The sequence below is a fragment of the Flavobacterium sp. CECT 9288 genome (assembly GCF_918731615.1).
GTDB lineage: Bacteria > Bacteroidota > Bacteroidia > Flavobacteriales > Flavobacteriaceae > Flavobacterium.
In genome coordinates this window covers 2,101,943-2,121,577 of sequence record NZ_OU957226.1, presented here as the reverse complement: position 1 = coordinate 2,121,577, position 19,635 = coordinate 2,101,943, and the positions used below count along the sequence as shown (strand labels likewise).

General features: G+C 33.4%; 21 protein-coding genes. 6 read left to right on the top strand and 15 right to left on the bottom strand.

Annotated elements, in window-relative coordinates:
* Positions 1-22 precede the first annotated feature (22 nt).
* Complete coding sequence (locus tag LQ189_RS09345; RefSeq protein WP_230158654.1) at positions 23-1,891, top strand: alpha-amylase family protein; 1,869 nt, start codon at positions 23-25, stop codon at positions 1,889-1,891.
* A 55-nt stretch (positions 1,892-1,946) separates the two neighbouring features.
* On the opposite strand, the gene LQ189_RS09340 is transcribed toward LQ189_RS09345, so the two are convergent.
* The 7 genes from LQ189_RS09340 to rsfS all read right to left on the bottom strand — a co-directional run bounded on the left by LQ189_RS09340 (position 1,947) and on the right by rsfS (position 7,565).
* On the bottom strand, positions 1,947-2,720 hold the full coding sequence (locus LQ189_RS09340; RefSeq protein ID WP_230156120.1) for a superoxide dismutase: 774 nt from the start codon (positions 2,718-2,720) through the stop codon (positions 1,947-1,949).
* A gap of 7 nt (positions 2,721-2,727) precedes the next feature.
* Positions 2,728-2,997 carry an acyl-CoA-binding protein gene (locus LQ189_RS09335; protein WP_230156118.1) on the bottom strand — a complete coding sequence of 90 codons (270 nt, stop codon included), beginning with the start codon at positions 2,995-2,997 and terminating at the stop codon, positions 2,728-2,730.
* On the bottom strand, positions 2,997-3,650 hold the full coding sequence (locus LQ189_RS09330) for a phosphatidylserine decarboxylase family protein (RefSeq protein WP_230156116.1): 654 nt from the start codon (positions 3,648-3,650) through the stop codon (positions 2,997-2,999). The genes LQ189_RS09335 and LQ189_RS09330 overlap by 1 nt, the downstream gene beginning before the upstream one ends.
* A complete protein-coding gene (locus tag LQ189_RS09325) occupies positions 3,640-4,530 on the bottom strand; it encodes a phosphatidate cytidylyltransferase (protein WP_230156114.1) in 891 nt (296 codons plus the stop codon). The genes LQ189_RS09330 and LQ189_RS09325 overlap by 11 nt, the downstream gene beginning before the upstream one ends.
* Position 4,531: 1 nt before the next feature.
* Positions 4,532-5,134: a lactate utilization protein gene (locus LQ189_RS09320; RefSeq protein WP_230156112.1), complete on the bottom strand. Its 603-nt coding sequence runs from the start codon at positions 5,132-5,134 to the stop codon at positions 4,532-4,534.
* A gap of 115 nt (positions 5,135-5,249) precedes the next feature.
* Complete coding sequence (ftsH, locus tag LQ189_RS09315) at positions 5,250-7,175, bottom strand: ATP-dependent zinc metalloprotease FtsH (protein WP_230156110.1); 1,926 nt, start codon at positions 7,173-7,175, stop codon at positions 5,250-5,252.
* Positions 7,176-7,193: 18 nt separating this feature from the next.
* Entirely contained in the window at positions 7,194-7,565 is a 372-nt protein-coding gene (rsfS, locus tag LQ189_RS09310; protein ID WP_230156108.1) for a ribosome silencing factor, read from the bottom strand.
* A 95-nt stretch (positions 7,566-7,660) separates the two neighbouring features.
* Here rsfS and LQ189_RS09305 point away from each other — a divergent pair, with 95 nt between their 5' ends.
* Positions 7,661-8,389 (top strand): biotin--[acetyl-CoA-carboxylase] ligase, encoded by a 729-nt coding sequence (locus LQ189_RS09305; RefSeq protein ID WP_230156099.1) that lies wholly within the window; start codon positions 7,661-7,663, stop codon positions 8,387-8,389.
* Positions 8,390-8,446: 57 nt separating this feature from the next.
* Here the strand turns inward: LQ189_RS09305 and LQ189_RS09300 are convergent, their stop codons facing one another.
* Positions 8,447-8,839: an SRPBCC family protein gene (locus LQ189_RS09300; protein WP_230156097.1), complete on the bottom strand. Its 393-nt coding sequence runs from the start codon at positions 8,837-8,839 to the stop codon at positions 8,447-8,449.
* A gap of 22 nt (positions 8,840-8,861) precedes the next feature.
* Positions 8,862-9,509 (bottom strand): orotate phosphoribosyltransferase, encoded by a 648-nt coding sequence (gene pyrE / locus LQ189_RS09295; protein WP_230156095.1) that lies wholly within the window; start codon positions 9,507-9,509, stop codon positions 8,862-8,864.
* A gap of 7 nt (positions 9,510-9,516) precedes the next feature.
* Here pyrE and LQ189_RS09290 point away from each other — a divergent pair, with 7 nt between their 5' ends.
* On the top strand, positions 9,517-10,122 hold the full coding sequence (locus LQ189_RS09290) for an NUDIX hydrolase (RefSeq protein ID WP_230156093.1): 606 nt from the start codon (positions 9,517-9,519) through the stop codon (positions 10,120-10,122).
* Between the two features lie 146 nt (positions 10,123-10,268).
* Here LQ189_RS09290 and LQ189_RS09285 read toward each other — a convergent pair whose 3' ends face one another.
* Positions 10,269-11,999, bottom strand: coding sequence for a M14 family metallopeptidase (locus LQ189_RS09285; protein ID WP_230156091.1), 1,731 nt, complete (start codon positions 11,997-11,999; stop codon positions 10,269-10,271).
* A gap of 154 nt (positions 12,000-12,153) precedes the next feature.
* On the opposite strand from LQ189_RS09285, the gene LQ189_RS09280 reads away from it, so the two are divergent.
* Positions 12,154-13,500, top strand: a complete 1,347-nt coding sequence (locus tag LQ189_RS09280; RefSeq protein WP_230156083.1) for a DEAD/DEAH box helicase — start codon at positions 12,154-12,156, stop codon at positions 13,498-13,500.
* Between the two features lie 153 nt (positions 13,501-13,653).
* Here LQ189_RS09280 and LQ189_RS09275 read toward each other — a convergent pair whose 3' ends face one another.
* From LQ189_RS09275 to LQ189_RS09260, 4 genes are all read right to left on the bottom strand, one after another.
* Positions 13,654-14,232, bottom strand: a complete 579-nt coding sequence (locus tag LQ189_RS09275) for an alkylphosphonate utilization protein (protein ID WP_230156081.1) — start codon at positions 14,230-14,232, stop codon at positions 13,654-13,656.
* 427 nt (positions 14,233-14,659) lie between these two features.
* On the bottom strand, positions 14,660-14,908 hold the full coding sequence (locus tag LQ189_RS09270) for an FUSC family protein (protein WP_230156078.1): 249 nt from the start codon (positions 14,906-14,908) through the stop codon (positions 14,660-14,662).
* Positions 14,909-15,013: 105 nt separating this feature from the next.
* Positions 15,014-15,469: a pantetheine-phosphate adenylyltransferase gene (gene coaD, locus LQ189_RS09265; RefSeq protein ID WP_230156076.1), complete on the bottom strand. Its 456-nt coding sequence runs from the start codon at positions 15,467-15,469 to the stop codon at positions 15,014-15,016.
* 7 nt (positions 15,470-15,476) lie between these two features.
* Positions 15,477-16,445 carry a D-alanine--D-alanine ligase gene (locus tag LQ189_RS09260; RefSeq protein ID WP_230156074.1) on the bottom strand — a complete coding sequence of 323 codons (969 nt, stop codon included), beginning with the start codon at positions 16,443-16,445 and terminating at the stop codon, positions 15,477-15,479.
* Positions 16,446-16,686: 241 nt separating this feature from the next.
* On the opposite strand from LQ189_RS09260, the gene LQ189_RS09255 reads away from it, so the two are divergent.
* Complete coding sequence (locus tag LQ189_RS09255) at positions 16,687-17,310, top strand: PASTA domain-containing protein (protein ID WP_221917290.1); 624 nt, start codon at positions 16,687-16,689, stop codon at positions 17,308-17,310.
* On the top strand, positions 17,300-18,343 hold the full coding sequence (locus LQ189_RS09250; protein WP_230156072.1) for an RluA family pseudouridine synthase: 1,044 nt from the start codon (positions 17,300-17,302) through the stop codon (positions 18,341-18,343). Before LQ189_RS09255 ends, LQ189_RS09250 begins: the two co-directional genes overlap by 11 nt.
* Before the next feature lie 61 nt (positions 18,344-18,404).
* Here the strand turns inward: LQ189_RS09250 and LQ189_RS09245 are convergent, their stop codons facing one another.
* Positions 18,405-19,619, bottom strand: coding sequence for an RsmB/NOP family class I SAM-dependent RNA methyltransferase (locus LQ189_RS09245; protein ID WP_086453753.1), 1,215 nt, complete (start codon positions 19,617-19,619; stop codon positions 18,405-18,407).
* Between the last annotated feature and the right edge of the window lie 16 nt (positions 19,620-19,635).

Below are 19,635 nucleotides of genomic sequence, written 5' to 3'. Positions count from 1 at the left end.
GACATTAGCATTAATGATAACTATGATGAAAAAAAGAACTATTGTTGCGGGTGTAGGCATGGGATTATTGGCAATAGCCTGCAAAACAACTGATTTAAAAATGAATACAACTCAAAAAGAACCTGTTGCACGTAAAAAAGAAGTCGTGTATCAAGTTTTTACGCGATTATTTGGAAATAAAAATACTACCAACAAACCTTGGGGAACTATTGAAGAAAATGGAGTAGGGAAGTTCAACGATTTTACAGCAACAGCCTTGCAAGAAATAAAGGATTTAGGCGTAAGTCATATTTGGTACACGGGAGTGCCGCATCATGCTTTAATTCGGGATTATACTGCTATCGGAATTTCTAATGATGACCCAGAAGTCGTGAAAGGTAGAGCAGGATCGCCTTATGCTGTAAAAGATTATTACAATGTGAACCCAGATTTAGCAGTAAATCCTGAAAACCGATTGCAAGAATTTGAAGCCCTTATTGATAGAACGCATCAAGCGGGATTAAAAGTGATTATTGATATTGTACCAAATCACTTAGCGCGCAAGTACGAGGGTAAAAACAATCCGGCAGGAGTTTGGGATTTTGGTGCTGATGATGATACTACTTTTGAGTATAAAAGAGATAACAACTTTTATTATATTCCAAATGCTAAATTTGAAGTTCCTGATACGAATGCACCTTTAAACGGAGAAGTTCATCCGTTGGTTGATGGAAAATTTGAAGAAAATCCAGCAAAATGGACTGGAAATGGCTCCCGAAAGGCAAAACCAGATAAGAATGATTGGTACGAGACCGTAAAAGTAAATTATGGTATTCGTCCGGATGGGTCCAAAGATTTTCCAGAACTTCCAGCACGATATGACAAAAAAACAGTTCAGGAGCATTTTGAATTTTGGAAAAATAAAAATGTACCCAATTCGTGGGTTAAATTCAAAGACATAGCTTTGTATTGGACAGCAAAAGGGGTAGATGGTTTCCGATTTGACATGGCCGAAATGGTACCGTATGAATTTTGGAGTTATATGAATTCAGCCATTAAAATGAAAAATCCGGAAGCTTTTCTATTAGCCGAAGTTTACAACCCAAAAGAGTATAGAAATTACATTCATCTAGGTAAAATGGATTATTTGTATGACAAAGTGGAGACTTATGACGCCTTGAAAGCCATCATAAAAGGTCAAGCTACACCAGATCGGTTGGTAGAAATTCAGAATGGTTTAAAAGACATTGAAAACCACATGCTTCATTTTCTAGACAATCATGATGAGCAACGCTTAGCAAGTCCAGAATTTGCTGGATCAGCTGAAAAAGGAAAACCATTGATGGTAGTTTCAACAACCATAAGTTCAGCACCTACTATGGTTTATTTTGGTCAAGAAGTTGGAGAAGCAGGCAATGAGAATGCTGGATTTGGAACACATTCAAGAACATCCATTTTTGATTATGTTGGTGTGCCAAATCACCAGCGCTGGATGAATAATGGCAAATTTGATGGAGCGTTATTAACAGCAAACGAAAAAGAGTTGCGAGATTTTTACAAAAGACTTCTTAACTTTTCTTTGAATAGTTCCGCATTGATGGGCGATTATCAGGAGTTGCATACTCAAAACCGTCAATTTACAAAAGGTTATGACGAAAGTATTTTTTCTTTTGTCCGTTGGTCTACAGAGCAAAAATTAATTGTTGTTACTAATTTTTCATCAGTGACCACAAGTACTTTTGAACTTAAAATTTCAAAAGACCTCATTAAAAAGTGGCAATTAATAGATGGTCTATATACTGTAAAAGATCAATTGTATCAAGTGTATTCTTCTCAATTAAGAGTTTCTCAAGGAGAAGGAACCTTGCAAATAAAGATTAATCCATTAGAATCTTTCATATTACAACTGTAAGGATGAAAAAAAGCTGCTAAAATTTTTAGCAGCTTTTTTTTTCTTTTTAAGAGAACTATTTTATGGCTACCGCCGTATAGTTTTCTTCAATTTTATTCCAGTTGATAATATTAAAAAAATTATCAACGTAGTTTTTTCTTCGGTATTGATAATCCATATAATAGGCATGTTCCCATAAGTCAAGTGCAAGAATTGGTGTTCCCGGAACAATAGCATTTCGCATCAAAGGATTGTCTTGATTTGTAGTTGTTGTAACTTGTAATTTACCCGTTTTATCTACTATAAGCCAAACCCAACCTGATCCAAAATGTTTTGTAGCTTCATCTTTAAAAAGAGACATAAAATTACCGTAAGATCCAAAATCAGTTATCATGGCACTAGCCAAAGTGTTTTTTGGTTCACCGCCAGCTTTTGGTCCCATACATTTCCAAAACAAACTGTGGTTGTAATATCCTCCCGCATTATTACGCAGCCCTGCATCATTAGGATCTAGTTTTGCTAGCACTTCTTCTATGGTTAAGTTTTCTAGTGGAGTTCCTTTTATGGAGCTGTTTAGATTGTTTGTGTAATTTAAATAATGTTTAGAGTAATGCAACTCCATTGTAGTAGCTGATATGCTCGGAGCTAGCGCATCATATGCATACGGCAGTTTTTCTAATTGAAAAGAACCTTCATCAGCTTTTACATTATCAGGCGAGCCCATAACTGTTTTTTGCTCTGTGGTAGAAGGCAAAGGGACTTCAACAACTTCAATTAATTTTTTCTCATTACAGGATACTATAAAAACTGTTGCACAAACTAATGGCAACACATAAAATGCTTTTTTCATGGGTAAATTATGATTTTATTAGTGAGTCAATGATTTCAATATAATATTGTTTGGCTTCATCTGGTGATAAATGACTTATCTGCATCCAAGCGTTAGTTTTGAATGCATCTCTCAAATGATAGGATGAATTTTGTCTTAAATCAACAGTGCCATAAGTTGCTTGTTTGTAAAAAGCATATAAGCGCAATTGTACATCTTGTGGTAGGGATGCTTGCGTCATATCAGCTGCTTTCGCTACAGCTTCTAGGAATAAAGTATCTAAATCCTTTTTGGTCATTATGCCTTGGTTGCAATAATAGTTTTTCCTCCAATAGCCTTTTGGTTCAATTCCACATTAATAGGTGTTCCCAAAGGTAAAAAAATATCAACTCTTGAACCAAATTTTATAAATCCAGCATCGGTACCTTGAGTAACTTGAGTTCCTTCTACAGCATAATTTACAATTCTACGTGCCAGTGCTCCAGCAATTTGACGGTACAAAACGCCACCAAAAGTACTGTTTTCTACAACAATTGTTGTTCTTTCATTTTCTTCACTTGCCTTAGGGTGCCAAGCAACAAGAAATTTACCAGGATGGTATTTACTAAACTTAACAATTCCACTCAAGGCATATCGAGTAACGTGAACATTTATTGGCGACATGAAAATAGATACTTGAAGTCTTTTATCTTTAAAATATTCTCCTTCATATACCTCTTCAATTACTACTACTTTACCATCAACAGGCGCAATTATTTGGTTGTCATTAATAATTACAGTTCTTTTAGGGTTTCTAAAAAATTGTAAGATGATGATCAATACTAAAAGAGCTAGTATTTGAACAGCCATTTTGAGCCAGTTGGTCTCAATTAAATTGTCAGACAATAAAAGGACAACCGCAGTAAAAATGGTGCCTAGTAAAATAGATTGGGTTCCTTCTTTATGAAACATAATTTAAAATTTGATAGAATAAAAATATTAATGGTGCTACAAATATAACACTATCTAGTCGATCTAGTATACCTCCATGACCCGGCATGATGTTTCCGCTGTCTTTTACGTTTGCAATTCGCTTGAATTTAGATTCAATTAAATCTCCAATTGTTCCTGCAACTCCCACAATAACTGCTATAGATGTCCAAATTAGTATAGATCTATCGCTAAACTCTGGTTTTGCTTTAATATAATATTTTGAAATTAAATATCCTGCAAGTACGGCAAATACAAGTCCGCCCATGAAACCTTCAACTGTTTTTTTAGGAGATATTTTTTCTAGTAATTTTGTTTTTCCAATGGATTTACCAACAATGTACGCAAAGGTATCGTTAGTCCAAATGAGTATAAATAGTCCAATGATAATTTTAGGATTGTAATCAATAACTCCAAAAGATATTTTGGTAATAAATACAAAAGGAAGGATGATGTAACCTAAAAGATATAGATATTTTGATGAAGTATTAATTTTTTGGATAGAATCGTAAAATAAAAATAGAATGCATTTTAAAGTTACAACAAGAGCAATGACCAGTAGAACAATATTTAATTGCTGAATATTGATGTTTAAGTCTACATCTAAGTCAAAATTAGTCTTTAAAAAAGAAACAGTTTCTTTGTTGTAATGACTAATAAGCGCTACCGAAGTGTACAAGGAAAAACCAAAAATAATTGGAAACACTTTGTGAATTTGAACTAGATTACAAAATTCGTATATGGTAATTAGTAAAAATATACCAAAAAGTAAAAAAAAAGTTTCAGTTGAATATAAGATAGAAGTGAGTAGTAATGCAATATAAACTACTCCTGATATTCCTCGTTTTAGAGTTTCATTCATCTTAAAGATCTTCTAAAAGCAGTAAATATAGATTCTTTGCGGAACTTCCATATTGGGTGAAGTCCTCTTCTTTAGCTTTTTCGAAATACTTTATAGTTGAAATATTAGTTGGATAATCTCTTTCGTATTTTTTCTTAATGGCACTTAAACCGTCACTTTTGGTTCCCATTATTTGGCTGGCTTTAGCCAAAATAATCATGTTTGTAGGGAGATCGTTTGGTTTGTGTTGTTTGATTTGTTTGGATGAAAACAATATAGAACCCTCTTCGGCAATCAAACTTTCACAACTAGACAACAAAAATTTAGGATTTTCAGGTTTGTCATAAGTAAGTTTATTGTCTTCAAGTAACTGGAAAAGTTCAGGATCGTAACAAAGGACTTCACTTTCAAACCAGTCGTTTTCTTCAAGTATGTTTTCAAACTGCTCGGTAACTTCTAAATTGTTTTCACAGTATAAAAATTTACCACCGTTTTTTTTGAAATTAAAAATAAATTGCTCGTCTATAGACACAGTTGGTTCCTTATAGTAAGTACTAAATTCACTTTCTTTTTGCTCTTCAGCAGCAGGATGACTTGAACCAAAAATTTTTCTAAAAAGACTCATATTTATTTTTGAAAACAATAATTAAAGGTATAAAAACCGTTCAAAGATAAAAAAATCTTAATTCAAAAATAATTTTTGAATTAAGATTTTAAAAATAATTGCTATTATGAGTTATTTATGACACCACTTCTTCAAGGTTTTTGTCAAATGTTCTTTTTCCAAAAATGGCTTCAAGATCATCTTTAAATATTACTTCTTTCTCTATTAAGATGTTGGCAAGTTGATTTAGCTTGTCTTTGTTATCTTCTAGAATTTGAATCGCTCTTTGGTATTGGCTTTCAATCAACAATGAAATCTCTTCATCAATAACTTTTGCGGTCTCCTCTGAGTACGGTTTTGAGAAATTATACTCACTTTGTCCTGTTGAATCATAATAGGTAACGTTACCTATTTTGTCATTCAAACCATAAACGGTAACCATAGCGCGAGCTTGTTTGGTTACTTTCTCTAAGTCACTTAATGCTCCAGTAGAGATTCTATCAAATGTTACTTTTTCAGCAGCTCTACCACCCATTGTAGCACACATTTCATCAAGCATTTGGTCTGGACGTACAATTAGTCTTTCCTCTGGTAGATACCAAGCTGCACCTAAACTTTGACCTCTAGGGACAATAGTTACCTTAATAAGAGGAGCAGCGTGCTCTAGCATCCAGCTCACTGTTGCGTGACCCGCTTCGTGTATTGCAATTGCTTTTTTCTCTTCTGGAGTTACAATTTTATTTTTCTTTTCTAAACCGCCAACTATTCTATCAACAGCATCTAAGAAATCTTGTTTATCCACTGCAGATTTGTTGTTTCTAGCAGCTATTAAAGCAGCTTCGTTACATACATTTGCAATATCAGCACCTGAAAAACCTGGAGTTTGTTTGGCTAAAAAGTCAGTATCAAGATCTTCAATTTTTTTCAAAGGAGCTAAATGTACTTTAAATATTTCGGCTCTTTCACGAATGTCTGGTAAGTCTACAAAAATTTGTCTATCAAAACGACCAGCACGCATTAAAGCTTTATCCAGTACGTCAGCTCTGTTTGTAGCAGCAAGTACAATAACATTTGAGTTGGTACCAAAACCATCCATTTCTGTCAATAATTGGTTCAATGTATTTTCACGCTCGTCGTTACCGCCTGACATATTGCTTTTACCTCTAGCTCTACCTACAGCATCAATCTCATCAATGAAAATGATGGCAGGTGATTTTTCTTTAGCTTGTTTAAATAAGTCTCTTACACGTGATGCACCTACACCAACAAACATTTCAACAAAATCAGATCCTGATAAAGAGAAAAATGGTACTTGAGCTTCCCCGGCAACAGCTTTGGCTAATAATGTTTTTCCTGTTCCTGGAGGCCCAACTAGTAAGGCGCCTTTTGGTATTTTACCACCCAGATTAGTATATTTTTCAGGATTTTTAAGAAATTCTACAATTTCTTGTATTTCTTCTTTTGCACCTTCAAGACCCGCTACATCTTTAAATGTAGTTTTGATGTCCGTTTTTTCATCAAAAAGTTTCGCTTTGGATTTACCGATATTGAATATTTGTCCACCACCGCCAGTACCGCCACCAGACATTTTACGCATGATAAAAATCCAAACTGCTATGATAATTATAATAGGTAAAAAAGTGATTAAAATATCAGACCAATTACTCGCTTCTTTAAAATCATAGTTTACTAATTTTTTTTCAGTTTTAGCTTTATCTAATTTTTCTTGAAAAGATTTTAAATCACCAAATTTTGTGGTGTAGTGAGGACCTTTGCTTGGTCTGTCAAAAACATCTTTAGCTACTTTTTTATTGATAGGATCTTTCAAAGCAGCATCTGAAAGGTAAATTTCAGCATCTTTATTATTAAAAATAATGACATTTTTAATTTGCCCTTTGTTTAGCATATTATCAATGTCAGAAGACTTCAGTTGTCCTGGCTCATTTAGCCCATTTCCTTGGAAAGTGATGCTTATGAATAAAAGAATTAAAATTACTGAAGTGTAAACAAGCCATGGGCTTACCTTAAACTTATTCGGGTTTGGATTATTTTCTTTAGCCATTACTACGGATATGTGTCTTTAGTATTTGTTTTCTATGGTTGTTATTTTAGCATCGCCCCATAAACTTTCGATGTTGTAATATTCTCTAATGTGTTTTTGAAATACATGAACTGCTATATTTACATAGTCCATTAACACCCATTCGGCATTGTCTGTTCCTTCAACATGCCATGGTTTGTCTTTTAATTCTTTAGAAACTGTTTTTTGAATTGAATTTACAATTGCATTAACTTGGGTATTCGAATTTCCATTTGAGATTACAAAATAGTCACATACTGCAGTATCAATTTCTCTTAAATCTAGGATGGTAATATCATTTCCTTTTACTTCTTCTATTCCTTTAATGATATTTGCCAGAAGGATATCATTGTTTATAGTCTTTTTCGCCATGAATTATTTTTATATAAGTTTGTAAAGTTACCATTTTTTGTGATTATTTTTGAACCTTAACACAATATTAAATTCTGTTTCACAAAAAACTACATATGAAACTAATCAAACTCGATGCCATAGATTCAACAAACGACTTCCTGAAAGGACTTGCGAGTAAACAAGACTTAGAAAATTTTACTGTAGTTACTGCTGAAAGTCAATCAAAAGGGAAAGGTCAAATGGGAGCTGTGTGGACTTCTGAAAAAAGTAAGAATCTAATAATGAGTGTTTTGATTAAAAATATTCTTTATAATATAGATTCTATTTTTAATTTGAATACCGCTGTTTCGTTGGCTGTAATATCTGTTTTAGAAAAGCATCAAATCCCTAAACTAAGTATTAAATGGCCTAACGACATAATGTCAGATAATAAAAAAATAGGTGGCATCTTAATTGAAAATAGTATAAAAAGTGATGGTTCTATTTTTTCAATTGTAGGTTTAGGCTTGAATGTGAACCAAACTAACTTTGAAAATTTACCCAAAGCTTCCTCTCTTGAATGTGTGAGTGCAACATCATTTAACATTTCAATACTAATTCAGGAAATTGTTAGTGAGATGAAAGAAAAAACAAATCATTGGCCAGATTCAAATTCCTTACATACTAAATTATACACTCAATATTTGTTTAAAAAAGAGGTTCCTACTGCTTTTAGTTTACCAAATGGAGCGGCTTTTATGGGAATTATTCAAGGGGTGTCAAGTACAGGAAAACTTCAAGTTTTATTGGAAGATGACACTATACAAGAATTTGACATCAAAGAAATTCAAATGCTGTATTAAAAAAAAAAGTCTTTAAGCTATTGCTCAAAGACTTTTTAATGATTGGAGAATAAAAAATTATAGTTTATTCATATTTGTAGCCAAAGTTTCAATGAACTTTCCTATTGGGCCTTTAATCATCATTGCCATCATCGGGTTAAAATCGCCTTCAAAATCAAGCTTTACACTACTACTAGCTGCTGAGATAGACTCAATATTTGCAACAAGTGTAAATGGAAGTTTGTCACTAGCAGCACCCAAAACAACTTTGTTCGGTGCTATTTTTTCTTTCATTTTTAATTTAATTTCTGGCATTCCTTTTAGTCCAAAAATGAAAGCATCTTCGCCAATTACTTCAAATTTAGCAATATTGTCTGGCATTAATTTTTCAAAATTCTTTACATCACTTAATGAGTTAAATAATTCAAGTGCTGATTTCTCTACTGTTACTTTTGGGCTTTCTAGGTTCATATTTTGGGGAGTTAATTTTTAATTAAACATTTGTATTCCAGGTTGATGGAGATACGTTCCATTCTCTTAAAGTTTGTTCTTCTTCTTCAGTAATATATCTTTTGGCTACAGCCAAATTTAAAAGATTTTGATAGTTACTTAAGGTGAACAAATCAACATTTGCGTTTTTAAAATTCTCTTCAGCTACGTTAAAACCATAGGTAAATATAGCTGCCATGCCTTTTACATTGGCTCCAGCTTCTTTCAAGGCTTCAACAGCTAGTAAACTGCTGTTTCCTGTACTAATTAAGTCTTCTACAACAACAACATTTTGCCCTTTTTGTAAAAATCCCTCTACTTGATTTTGTCTGCCATGTTTTTTTGGTTCAGGTCTTACGTATACAAATGGTAAACCCATACTCTCTGCTACAAGCATTCCTATGCCTATTGCTCCTGTGGCAACTCCTGCAATTACATCAGGTTTTCCAAATTGTTTCTCAATGTTTTTGGAAAATTCATCGCGAACGTAATTTCTAACGGCTGGAAATGAAAGGATTAAACGGTTATCACAATAAATTGGGGATTGCCATCCAGAAGCCCATGTAAAAGGATTTCTTGGATTCAATTTAATTGCATTTATTTGCAATAGAAATTCGGCTGTTTTTTCGGCTGTATCTTTATTAAAAATCATACCACAAATGTATAAAGTTTTTGTTAACGACAAACCACTTTTTTTGACAAATCACATCTCAAAGGAAACAGATTTTCAATTGTTTCTTCTAGAGAGTATTGATATTGAGCATCTTATAGTGAAAATTTTTCAAAATAAAATTAATAAAGCCTATTTATATCATCCGGATGAGACCTTGATTATGAAGACTTTGAAAGCCAAAATTCCTGTTTGTAAAGCTGGTGGCGGACTGGTCTATAATAAAAAAGGAGAGGTTTTATTCATTTTTAGAAACGGAAAATGGGATTTACCTAAAGGCGGAATTGAAAAAGGGGAGGATATTGAGGATACCGCAATGCGCGAAGTAGAAGAGGAAACAGGTGTAAATGGGTTGTCAATTTCTCACAAATTACAAAAAACGTATCATGTTTTTAAAAGAAATGGCAAGTATAAGCTGAAAGTTACACACTGGTTTGAAATGCAGTCCACTTTTGAAGGAACGCCTCAAGGACAATTAGAAGAAGGAATTGAAAAAGTTGCTTGGATGAATCCAGAACAAATAAAAGAGGCATTGAAAAACTCCTATGAAAATATCAAATTATTGTTTGAAGAAGAAGAGAAGCTAGTGAAATAGTGCTGCATTTCGGAAACATATAAAGGTTATTGAGCAGTTTTATACTGACGTATTAAAGTTAAACACGAATTTCACGAATTTCCATTAAATAATTAGTGGAAATTCGTGAAATTCGTGTTTTATAAATAATTCAATTGTAGCTTTTTTTATTTTAAAACTCGATACACAGGATATTGCAAATGTGCCTTTTCATAGTAAACCGAATGTTTGTATATCCAATCTAGTTGCGCTTCTGGATTTTTTAAAAAGGCTTCGTCATTTTGTTTTTTTGTTTCAAATTCTGCTTTCAAAGATGGGTTTTCTTTAAAAATTTGAGTTGCAGTATCTTCAAAAACATAGTCAGAATAGCCCTCTTTTTGTTGGAGTACTGTATCAAAAAAATTCCAATTGAAAAAAGAATCCACTGCCTCGGGCTCTAAAGTTTCAAGAATGTATTTAATCCCTTTTTGTTGCGTAGGAATCAGATAATCACCTTTGGCGAATGCCTTTTTCTCAATTGTATTGTTTACGGTTGTATTTCGATGTAGATAATGTCCTTCATAGGCTGAACTACTAGTTTTAAAATCAGCTATTTTATAACTTTCTACTTCAATAATGGTATCGTTTTTAAGTTGAGAATAAGTTATGGTGTTGCTTTTTAATAAATCAATTACAGGCCAAAAACCTTTTGGAATAATGTAAGCTTCTGGGATTGTAATTTCTTTTACAGATTTGTATTCTCTATTGTAGGGAATGTTTTTTTGAAATGGTTTTTTTTGATCGTAATAAAGTCGATTTCCTGTTGTAACGTCACTTTTTTTATAGCTCGCTTCAAAACCTTTAAAAAAGAATGATTCGGTTTTAGTGGTGTCAATTTCCCATTTTAAGGAGTATTTTTTCCTTGGAGCATATTGGTTTTCGTTTTTTAACCTTAGTTCCTTGATGATTTTGTAATTTTCATCGGTGTAATCAATCGTTGATTTCATGTATTCATAAGTAACTTTTACACGATCAGCATATTTTTTCAGCATGTGTGTCTCCACCACAAAGCCTATTGTATTGAATAGTGAAGTGTATCCAGTAGCATACCTTGGACTTTCAAAAAATTGTGCAAATCCCTTGTCAGGAGTGTCTTGAAACGCATTTACGTAAGGAGTGGTTTCTATTTTCTTTTTTTGTAAATCAGCTACAATTGACGGCATCATTTTAGTATTTAAAAAATCACCTAAAACAGTTCCTAATTTATTGTGTTGAGTCATGATATAAGTGAGTTTGTACTGGTAATCAGATCCATTACTAACATGGTTGTCAATAAAAACATCGGCATTTATTTTATGGAAAATGTCCACAAAACTTTTCGTGTTTCGGGTATCTGATTTGATGAAATCCCGATTTAAGTCAAAATTTCTTGCGTTTCCACGAAAACCGTACACTTCGGGTCCGTCTTGATTGGCTCTTGAGGTCGAATTTCTATTTAAAGCACCTCCAATATTATAAACAGGTATACAAACGATTACCGAATTTTTGGGTGCTTTTATTTTGCCTAAAGCTAAATCTCTAAATAGTTGCATACTAGCATCAATTCCGTCTGGTTCACCGGCATGAATACCGTTATTAATCAAGATTACGGCTTTGTTTTTTTGGATTTCTCCAAAATCAAATTGCTTTTCAGGATTAAAAACAACCATGTGAAGTGGTTCTCCGCTGTCTGTTAACCCCATTTCTTGCATGTTAATGGTTAGGAAATCTTTTGCCAATAATTTGTAATAAGCAATAGTTTCTGGGTAGGATGCCGATTGATTGCCATTGCCTTTCTCAAAAAAAGTATCGTATTTATTTTGATTTTGTGCCAAAGAACAAATACTAAATAAAAGCAAAAAGTAGTGTAAGTATTTCATGGTTACGTAAGTATAAGAGCTTCAAATTTAGCTTTTTTTATAGAATCTTTAAAAGGAATATTGAATAATAGGGCAGATGTATGAAATTATCGAAATTTTAAACGACAAAATTCATTAGTCGCAATTTAAAATTACCTTTGCACAAACGAATAAAATGAATACGAAGCACCACTCCAACAATATACTTTTGAATTTAGGTATAGAAAGCCTAAATGAAATGCAAGAAGTAGCACAAGATGCTATCCTGAATGACAATAATATTTTATTACTTTCTCCTACAGGTTCAGGGAAAACACTCGCTTTTTTACTACCAATATTTGAAATGCTACAGCCGGAAATACTTTCGGTGCAATGCTTAATTTTAGTTCCCTCACGTGAATTGGGACTCCAAATAGAACAAGTTTGGAAAAAAATGGGAACCGATTATAAAGTAAATGTATGCTACGGAGGGCACTCCATAGATACTGAAATCAAAAACTTAAGCAATCCGCCAGCTGTTTTGATAGGAACTCCAGGTAGAATTGCAGATCATATTGATAGAGGAACTTTTAGGGTTGATAAAATTCAAACCTTAATTTTAGATGAATTTGATAAATCATTACAGCTTGGTTTTCATGAACAAATGTCTTATATTATAGGGAAGTTAACTAAATTGAATAAACGAGTATTGGTTTCAGCTACTTCAGATATTGAAATACCTAAATATACACGTGTACTTAATCCTACTATTTTGGATTTTATTCCTGAGCATGTTGTTGAAACCAATCTTTCTATGCGAATGGTTGTTTCTAAAGACAAGGATAAAATGGGTAGTTTGTTTAACTTAATTTGTTCTTTGAAGTCACAAGCTGCAATCGTATTTTGTAATCATAGAGACGCTGCTGAAAGAATAAGTGATACTTTGAATGCAAAAGGTATTTATGCTACGTATTACCACGGCGGCATGGATCAAGAGGAGCGTGAGCGAGCGCTTATACAATTTAGAAATGGAAGTATGACGTATTTAATAACCACTGATTTGGCTGCTCGTGGACTTGATATTCCAGAAATGAAGCACGTTATTCACTATCATTTACCATCAAAAGAAGATGAGTTTACGCATAGAAACGGACGTACTGCTAGGATGCAAAACTCAGGTACCGCTTATATTATTTTCAACGAAAGTGAGAAAAAGCTAGATTATATTGATTATTCCATGACGGAATTGAAAGTGGAGAATACTGTCAGTTTACCAAAACCGCCTGAATTTCAAACTATTTACATCAGTGGTGGGAAGAAAAATAAATTGAATAAAATTGATATTGTAGGCTTCTTTTCTCAAAAAGGAAAATTAGAAAAAGGAGATTTAGGCCTTATTGAAGTCAAAGATTTTATTTCATTTGCAGCAGTAAAATTCAATAAAGTAAAAGATTTATTGCACGCCATCAAGGATGAAAAAATGAAGGGTAAAAAATATAAAATTGAAGTTGCGCGAAAAGTAATCAAGAAAGAGGAGGAGTAGTCCTGAAGTTTCGGGATCAGTCTCAGTCCCAGTCTCAGTCGCAGTTTTTAGTAAAAAAATCGTTAATAGTAAATTTTGTTTTACTGTTAACGATTTTTAGTTTGATGTATATATTTACCTGTTCACTTTTTACCGCAAACGGATTACTATAAACTAAGTTTTCTTTACATACTGAGTGATAATTACGATAGTTTGACCATCTACTTTTCCCTCAATATATTCAGCGTTTTCATGATCAAGTCTAATGTTACGTACAGCAGTTCCTTGCTTTGCAACCATGCTAGATCCTTTTACTTTTAAATCTTTGATTAATACAACCGAGTCGCCTGTTTCTAGTATGACTCCATTACTATCGCGGTGTATGATTTTGTTTTCGTCTTCCTCGCCTTCGCCTGTAGCTTGGGCCCAAGCTAAAACTTCTTCATCAAGATACATTTGGTCTAATAATTCCTGAGGCCATCCCGCATTTCGCATACGACTTAACATTCTCCATGCAACAACTTGTACCGCAGTATGTTCACTCCACATGCTGTCATTTAAACATCTCCAGTGATTTAAATCTACTTTATCTGGATTTTCAATTTGGTCAATGCATGTAGTACAAGCCATAATACTTTCGTCAAGTCCGCCTTTTTTGGTAGGTAAAACTTGATATACTTTTAGGTTCTCAGTTGACCCGCATAGTTCACATTTTGACCCGCTGCGTTTGCTTAATTCTCTTTCTATACTCATGTTTGATGGCTTTTATTTTATGGCGAAAGTACATCTTAACATTACTTTCGACAAACTTTTATTGTTGTATAATTTTTGCTTACTGCGTAACTTGAGTAAGCGATGTGCGGACTAAATATCCTAATCCTTGAGGTATTCAATTTGTTAATTTACAAAATTAATTTTGTCAAGCTAAATTCTAGATTATTATTTACTGTAGTTCATTCTCGCAATAATTATTCCGACAAACATTGAAAATAATATATATATGAAAATACAACGGCAAAGCTTCTAATGATCAATGAATTTTTGAATAACCATAACTGCCGTGAATTAAATCGTGCTCAATAAAATGTTTAATAGAATATCTATGAACTTTTACTTTTTGACCGCATTGATTACAAAAAATTACCTGTCGTTGGATTTACACAGTTTAAACAGTTTTTACTCATTTTATATTTCGAGATTTAACTTCATTTATTGCTTCTTGGTAATTTTTCCAATTTATTATAAAAGTAGGAAAAAACATTATTGGCATTACGGTAAAAAATGAAAATCCATTTTTTATATATCCATAAATTGAAACTCCAATCATAATTCCGATTATAATAGAATATGAAATGCTAGTACTTTTTCTCTTTTTTTGTTCAGTAATTAATTCCTGGTCTGTCAGATCTGTTAATTTATTTGTTTTCATTTGATTATTCTATCTCTTAAAATTATGATGTCTTTTACATGACGTCTTATGAAATTTATGTTAACTACAAGATTAAAACTTAAACTGACCACTTTTTACTGATCACTATTTTATCCTAACAGCATCAGGAACTAACATTTCATATTGTCCACCGTTACGAATTACATCTCGTACTATACTGGAACTGATGTACGATGTTTTTGCTGCGGTCAATAAAAACACAGTTTCTATTTTTGATAATCTACGATTGGTGTGCGCAATGGCTTTTTCGAATTCAAAATCGGCTGGATTGCGTAAACCACGCAGGATAAAATCAGCTTTTAATTTTTTGCAAAGATCAGTTGTTAATCCTTCATAGGTAATTACTGAAACTTTAGTTACATCCTTAAAAGTCTCCTCAATAAATCTTTTTCTTTCTTCAAGAGAGAACATGTATTTTTTTTCGGCATTGACACCTATGGCAATAACTATTTCATCAAATAAGGGTAAGCTTCTTTTTATGATGTCTTCATGACCTAGTGTGATAGGATCAAATGATCCAGGAAAAATTGCTTTTCTCATTGTGTTGTTATATGGCTAGTTCAATAGCATTTGTAAATAAATCTTCAAGTGTTATTCCTGCTGCTTTGGCTTGTTGCGGAATCAAACTTTCCGTTGTAAGTCCAGGAATAGTATTCATTTCAAGCATGTGTGGTTCTTCATTTACAATAATAAATTCGCTTCTGGAGAAACCTTTCATTTTGAGTACTTCGTATGCACGTTTAGCAATCTCGCTGACTTTTTGTGTCATTTCATCTGAGATTCTTGCCGGTGTAATTTCTTGAGACTTTCCTAAATATTTGGCTTCATAATCAAAAAAATCATTTTCTGAAACGATTTCGGTTATCGGTAAAACGGTCACTGTTCCTTTATAATTAATAACACCTACAGAAACCTCAGTTCCGTCAAGAAAACTTTCTATTATTATTTCGTTATCTTCTTTGTATGCAACTTCAATTGCGATAGGTAATTCGGCGGCTGTTTTTACTTTAGAAATTCCGAAGCTAGAACCTGCTTTATTGGGTTTTACAAAGCAAGGCAAACCAACTTTAGCAACAATTTCAGCGGTATTGATGACATCGCCTTTGTTTAAATAGTAAGAAGTAGCAGTTTTTATACCATACGGTTTTAAAACTGAAAGTAAATCGCGTTTATTGAACGTTAATGCGGCCTGGTAATAATCGCAAGAAGTTTGCGGAATGTGTAATAGTTCAAAGTAGGCCTGCATTAATCCATCTTCGCCGGGTGTACCGTGAATGGCATTGAAAACACAATCGAAAGTAATCTTGTTGCCTGCAACAGTTACGGAGAAATCATTTTTATCTATTGGAAATTCAGCATCATTTGCGTCAACGTAAACCCATTTTTCTTTTAGGATATGGATGCGAAAGCCATTGTATTTTGTCTTGTCAAGGTATTGATAGACAACGTTTCCGCTGATAAGTGATATTTTATATTCACTAGAATATCCGCCCATGATGATGGCAATATTTTTCATTTTATTCAGTTTTAAGTGATGTTTTTTTTGTTTAAAAAAGGTAAGGCAGCTTATGATTTGTTTTAGCCCCGATAGCAGCGGTATCCTTTGTTTTTTTTCTTTAAAAAAGCAAAGATACAAGCGGATAGCGGGAATAAGCTCCAAAAAATTAACGCGTATAATTCCTAAAAACGATTAAACAAAATTATCATTTTTTTTGAAACGAAATAGCTTTATCTTTGCCACAATTAAAAATTATTTTATGAGTTTACGTAAGTATCTTACCAGTCGTGTTTTTGTAGTTCAAGTAATTTTAGCACTTGGGATTATTGTTGCTTTAGTGTATTTATTCATGCATTGGCTTACATTTACCACAGATCACGGTAATGAAATTTCGGTTCCAGATTTAAGAAAATTAACAGAGGAGCAAGTAGAAGAAAAACTCGATGAGCTTGATCTAGACTATGAACTATTAGACAGTGTTGATTATAGAAGTGATTTTCCTCAGTTTAGTGTTGTAGAACAAGATCCTACACCAGGTACTAAGGTGAAAGTAGGTAGAAAAATTTATATAAAAATAAATACCTCAGGATATTCATCTGTACGAATTCCTGATTTAGTTAATAAAACGTACCGCGAAGCTGTTCCTACTTTAAAAGCACTTGGACTTGATGAAGGAACTGTTACTTATGTGCCAAACTTAGGGAAAGATATGGTGCTAGAGATGCGTTATAAAGGAAGGAATTTAAAAGCAGGTGATAGAGTGCTTAAATCGTCCAAAATTGACTTGGTCTTGGGAGATGGAAAAATGAGTTTTGAAGAAGAAGAAAGCGCTGCAGATACCCTTGCGGCACCAATAGAAGAAATACCAGTTGATGAACAATAATATAGATACAATAGATTTAGAAGACGAATTATTTGAACATTTTAGGTTTGAAGTTCCTAAAGGGCAAGCCTCTTTAAGAATTGACAAATACTTGATGGGTTTAATACAAAATGCAACCCGAAATAAAATTCAAACTGCAGCCAGTGAAGGGAATATTTTTGTAAATGATGCCACGGTTAAGTCAAATTACAAAGTTAAGGCACATGATATAGTGCGAGTTATGCTTTCACATCCTCCGTATGAAAATCATATTATTCCAGAGGATATTCCGCTTGATATTGTTTATGAAGATGATACTTTATTGTTGATCAATAAATTACCTGGAATGGTAGTGCATCCTGGTCATGGGAATTATACTGGAACCTTAGTTCATGCGTTAGCCCATCATTTTGATAATTTGCCTATGAATAGTAGTGAACGTCCTGGACTTGTTCACCGAATTGATAAAGACACATCAGGCTTGTTAGTCATTGCAAAGACCGAGGCTGCCATGACGCATCTTGCCAAACAATTTGAAGCAAAAACATCAGAAAGAGAGTATGTTGCTCTTGTTTGGGGCAATGTGGCAGAGGATAGCGGTACTATAGAAGGAAATTTAGCTAGACATTTGAAAGATCGAATGCAAATGGCTGTTTTTGCTGATCCTGAAATAGGGAAACCTGCTGTAACACATTATAAAGTTTTAGAACGTTTTGGGTATGTTACTTTAATATCGTGTCAGCTAGAGACTGGACGAACACATCAAATTCGGGCCCATATGAAACACATTGGGCATCCTTTATTTAATGATGAGCGTTATGGAGGTCACTTGATCTTGAAAGGAACTACATTTACAAAATACAAACAGTTTATTGACAACTGTTTTAAAGCGTTACCAAGGCAAGCACTTCACGCAAAAACACTCGGATTCATACATCCTACTACTGGTGAAATGATGCGTTTTGATACTGAGTTGCCTCAAGATTTTCAAGATTGTATTGAAAAATGGCGTGGTTACTCTAAATCACACATGACTGACGAAGAGAATCAATAAAAAAAAAACTCCAATTTCTAATTTAGAAATTGGAGTTTTTTTTTGTAGTTACCTTTTAATCTTATTCTTTACGTTCTAAAAGTGCCATGTAAAAGCCATCAAAGCCTGACTCTGACGCTAGGATTTTATGATCTTTAACGAAAGTAAATTGTTTTCCAATTTCGGTAGTTAAAAAACGTTTCACTTGATCTTGGTTTTCAGATGGTAAAATAGAGCAAGTTGCATACACTAATTTTCCTCCTGGTTTTACAATTTTTGAATAACTTTCAAGTACTTCAGATTGTACTTTACGAATGTTATCAATAAACTCTGGTTTTAATTTCCATTTAGCATCAGGATTTCTTTTTAAAACTCCTAAACCACTACATGGAGCATCAATTAAAACTCTGTCAGCTCTCTCGTGTAATTTTTTTATAACTTTAGTAGAGTCGATAATACGGTACTCAATATTGAAAGCACCATCTCTTTTGGCTCTAATTTTTAATTGCTTTAATTTACTTTCATATAAATCCATTGCAATTAATTGTCCTTTATTTTCCATCAAAGAGGCAATGTGCAATGTTTTTCCGCCTGCACCTGCACACGTATCAACTACTCTCATTCCTGGTTTTACGTCTAAAAATGCTGCAACTAGTTGAGAATTTGCATCTTGAACCTCAAAAAAGCCTTGTTTAAAAGCATCTGTCAAGAAAACATTAGCTCTTTCTCTTAAAACAAGTGCATCTGGTTGGTCTTTTAAAACGTCTGTTTCAATGTTTAAATCCATTAAAATAGCACGCAAAGCTTCTCGAGTTGTTTTTAAGGTATTTACTCTAAGGATTACTTTTGCAGGTTGGTTTTGGGCTGTGATTTCTTTAGACCAAACTTTTTCACCAAGTTCGCTTACGCCAAGTTCATCCATCCAATCAGGTATAGATTCTTTCAGAGCTCTTACTTTTGATAATTCATCAAAACGACCTTTTATTTTTCGTTCAGGAGTACCTTCAAGCTGGCGCCAATCAGGGATTGGGTAGCCTCTTAAAACAGCCCATACAGAGAACATTCTCCATAAATTATCTCTATCATATGGCTCTTTAACCTCTGCAATTTCAGAGTATAATCGTTTCCAGCGCACAATTTCATAAATGGTTTCGGCTACAAACTTCCTGTCTGAACTTCCCCAGCGTTTGTCTTTTTTTAAGGATCTTGCTACTACTTTATCGGCATATTCACCTTCATTAAAAATAGCATTTAAAGCATCTATTGTTGTGTAAACTAAATTTCTGTGTAATCTCATTTTAAATAATTGAGGT

Coding starts and splice junctions, on each gene's coding strand:
- LQ189_RS09250 (WP_230156072.1), top strand. CDS start 17,300: ATGAACAATAATATAGATACAATAGATTTAGAAGACGAATTATTTGAA.
- LQ189_RS09285 (WP_230156091.1), bottom strand. CDS start 11,999: ATGAAATACTTACACTACTTTTTGCTTTTATTTAGTATTTGTTCTTTG.
- LQ189_RS09270 (WP_230156078.1), bottom strand. CDS start 14,908: ATGAAAACAAATAAATTAACAGATCTGACAGACCAGGAATTAATTACT.
- LQ189_RS09320 (WP_230156112.1), bottom strand. CDS start 5,134: ATGAGTCTTTTTAGAAAAATTTTTGGTTCAAGTCATCCTGCTGCTGAA.
- LQ189_RS09330 (WP_230156116.1), bottom strand. CDS start 3,650: ATGTTTCATAAAGAAGGAACCCAATCTATTTTACTAGGCACCATTTTT.
- LQ189_RS09325 (WP_230156114.1), bottom strand. CDS start 4,530: ATGAATGAAACTCTAAAACGAGGAATATCAGGAGTAGTTTATATTGCA.
- LQ189_RS09305 (WP_230156099.1), top strand. CDS start 7,661: ATGAAACTAATCAAACTCGATGCCATAGATTCAACAAACGACTTCCTG.
- LQ189_RS09290 (WP_230156093.1), top strand. CDS start 9,517: ATGTATAAAGTTTTTGTTAACGACAAACCACTTTTTTTGACAAATCAC.
- LQ189_RS09300 (WP_230156097.1), bottom strand. CDS start 8,839: ATGAACCTAGAAAGCCCAAAAGTAACAGTAGAGAAATCAGCACTTGAA.
- LQ189_RS09255 (WP_221917290.1), top strand. CDS start 16,687: ATGAGTTTACGTAAGTATCTTACCAGTCGTGTTTTTGTAGTTCAAGTA.
- LQ189_RS09345 (WP_230158654.1), top strand. CDS start 23: ATGATGAAAAAAAGAACTATTGTTGCGGGTGTAGGCATGGGATTATTG.
- rsfS (WP_230156108.1), bottom strand. CDS start 7,565: ATGGCGAAAAAGACTATAAACAATGATATCCTTCTGGCAAATATCATT.
- LQ189_RS09275 (WP_230156081.1), bottom strand. CDS start 14,232: ATGAGTATAGAAAGAGAATTAAGCAAACGCAGCGGGTCAAAATGTGAA.
- pyrE (WP_230156095.1), bottom strand. CDS start 9,509: ATGATTTTTAATAAAGATACAGCCGAAAAAACAGCCGAATTTCTATTG.
- LQ189_RS09245 (WP_086453753.1), bottom strand. CDS start 19,619: ATGAGATTACACAGAAATTTAGTTTACACAACAATAGATGCTTTAAAT.
- ftsH (WP_230156110.1), bottom strand. CDS start 7,175: ATGGCTAAAGAAAATAATCCAAACCCGAATAAGTTTAAGGTAAGCCCA.
- LQ189_RS09340 (WP_230156120.1), bottom strand. CDS start 2,720: ATGAAAAAAGCATTTTATGTGTTGCCATTAGTTTGTGCAACAGTTTTT.
- coaD (WP_230156076.1), bottom strand. CDS start 15,469: ATGAGAAAAGCAATTTTTCCTGGATCATTTGATCCTATCACACTAGGT.
- LQ189_RS09335 (WP_230156118.1), bottom strand. CDS start 2,997: ATGACCAAAAAGGATTTAGATACTTTATTCCTAGAAGCTGTAGCGAAA.
- LQ189_RS09280 (WP_230156083.1), top strand. CDS start 12,154: ATGAATACGAAGCACCACTCCAACAATATACTTTTGAATTTAGGTATA.
- LQ189_RS09260 (WP_230156074.1), bottom strand. CDS start 16,445: ATGAAAAATATTGCCATCATCATGGGCGGATATTCTAGTGAATATAAA.